General features: G+C 41.9%; 1 protein-coding gene. It reads left to right on the forward strand.

Annotated elements, in window-relative coordinates; translation table 11 throughout:
* Nucleotides 1-55: 55 nt before the first annotated feature.
* Nucleotides 56-2,407 (forward strand): ATP-binding protein (locus tag V7L05_RS18150; protein ID WP_335166026.1); only part of this gene is annotated, 2,352 nt, incomplete at its 3' end.

A 2,407-nucleotide genomic window follows, 5' to 3' on the forward strand; every position in this document is an offset into this window, starting at 1 on the left:
TGAGAATTATTGTATAGTTTGAGGTATGCCAGATTATACTCTCCAAAGAAGCTTTATGATTGCTTTACCTGGTATTACCATCTCAAACAAGATATACGAAAGTTCTAATTCTCTAGTCTATCGAGGCATCAGAGACGACGGAGTAGCGCTCGTCGTCAAAATGCTAAAGCTTGATTATCCCTCACCTCAAGAACTAACCCGCTACAGACAAGAATATAAAATTACCCGTTCCCTAAAATTAGAAGGAGTTATCAAGGCATACAGCCAGCAGGACTATCAACGCACTCTGGTGATTCTCTTGGAAGATTTTGGGGGAGAGTCCCTAGAGCAATGGATACACAAGCGCCCAGATATCTTCTGCCCCATGCCTTTATCCACTTTTCTAGGTATTGCGATCGCTATGAGCGACATTCTGGGCAGAATCCATGCAGCCAATGTCATTCATAAAGATATCAACCCTGGAAACATCGTTCTCAATTTGGATACTGGCGTTGTCAAAATTATTGACTTTGGAATTGCCACCCAATTTAACCGCACGAATCCGACTTTCAAGAACCCTGATGTTTTAGAAGGAACACTCGCATACTTATCTCCAGAGCAAACCGGGCGGATGAACCGTTTACTCGATTACCGCAGCGATTTTTACTCACTCGGTGTAACGTTCTACGAACTGCTAACCGGACATCTGCCGTTTTCAACAAGGGACATACTTGAGCTAGTCCATTGTCATATTGCCAAACAGCCACCTCTGCCTAATGAAATAAATACAACGATTCCCAAGCCAGTTGCAGATATCATTCTCAAACTGATGGCGAAAAATGCCGAAGATCGTTATCAGAGTGCCTGGGGAATCAAAGCAGATTTAGAAATCTGTGCTGATCAATTAGCAGAAATCGGTCAAATTAATTGCATTCAACTGGGGCTTCAAGACGTTTGCGATCAATTTCAAATTCCCCAAAAACTCTATGGACGGGATAAGGAAGTTGCAATGTTACTGGCGGCATTTGCTCGCGTAGCGTGTCCAGAGTCAAATCGCGTCGCTGCTTTAGCAAACAATTCAGAAACGCCTTCAGATCGGCAACAAACGGGCAATCCCAAATTCCAAGTCGAAATGATGTTGGTTTCTGGCTATGCTGGCATTGGGAAATCTGCGTTAGTGCAGGAAATCTATAAACCAATTACCCAAAAGCGCGGCTATTTTATCTCTGGTAAATTTGATCAATTTGGGCGGAATATTCCTTACAGTGCGATCGCGGATGCCCTGCAAAAATTGGTGCAGCAATTGCTCGGTGAATCAGATAATCGGGTGCAACAGTGGCGATCGCACTTGCTAACAGCTTTGGGAAGCAACGGACAAATCATCATTGATCTGATCCCGGAAGTTGAATTAATTATCGGCAAACAGCTATCCGTACCAGAAGTAGGAGCAACTGAAGCTCAAAATCGCTTTCATCGAGTATTCCAGCAATTTATTCGGGTGTTTTGTTCAGAGTCACATCCCCTTGTGATCTTCTTAGATGATTTGCAGTGGATAGACTCAGCAACGCTGAAGTTAATCGAGTTGATGCTGCTGGATGAGCAAAGCCAATTCCTATTTTTAATTGGAGCTTATCGAGACAATGAAGTAAATCCAACGCATCTACTGGTATTAACATTAGAGAGATTGCGAAAACAAGGGGCAGTGCTTCAAGAGATTATTCTGGCACCTTTAACACTTGAGCCATTGAGTCAGTTGATTGCTGAAACACTACATCGGGATGTACATAGCGTTCGTCCCTTAGCTGAGTTAGTGTTGCGTAAAACTGAAGGCAATCCCTTCTTTGTCAGTGAATTTTTGAGAATGCTGTATAGCGAAAATTTATTGACCTTTGATGCTGAACACTTAAGCTGGCAGTGGAATATTGCTCAGATTAAAGCCCAAAATATTACCGATAATGTTGTGGAGTTAATGCTTCATAAGTTAAAGAAACTACCAGAAGTCACACAGCAAATTCTCCGTTTAGCCGCTTGTGTGGGGGCTGAATTTAATTTAGATACTTTATCGATTGCTTATGAGAAAACTCCTAAAGCGGTTTTCCTGAATTTACTGGCAGCCATCCAAGGTGAATTCATTCAACCCCTATCTGAATTAGATGAAAACTTGTTAATTCAAGAGTATAAGTTTTTGCACGATCGCGTGCAGCAAGCAGCATATATCTTAATCGATGAGTCGCAGAAACAAATTGTTCATTTACAAATCGGTCGCAATCTACTAGAAAAAACTTTACCAGAGCAAATATCAGACCGACTGTTTGAAATTGTCGATCATCTGAATCATGGGATTGAGCTTGTTGCAGATCAATCAGAACGCAATGAAATTGCGAGATTAAATTTAATCGCAGGACAGAAAGCAAAAGCTGCGATCGCC

Origin of the sequence: Nostoc sp. (assembly GCF_036917755.1) — a bacterium.
In the GTDB taxonomy this organism is placed as follows: Bacteria; Cyanobacteriota; Cyanobacteriia; order Cyanobacteriales; family Nostocaceae; genus Nostoc.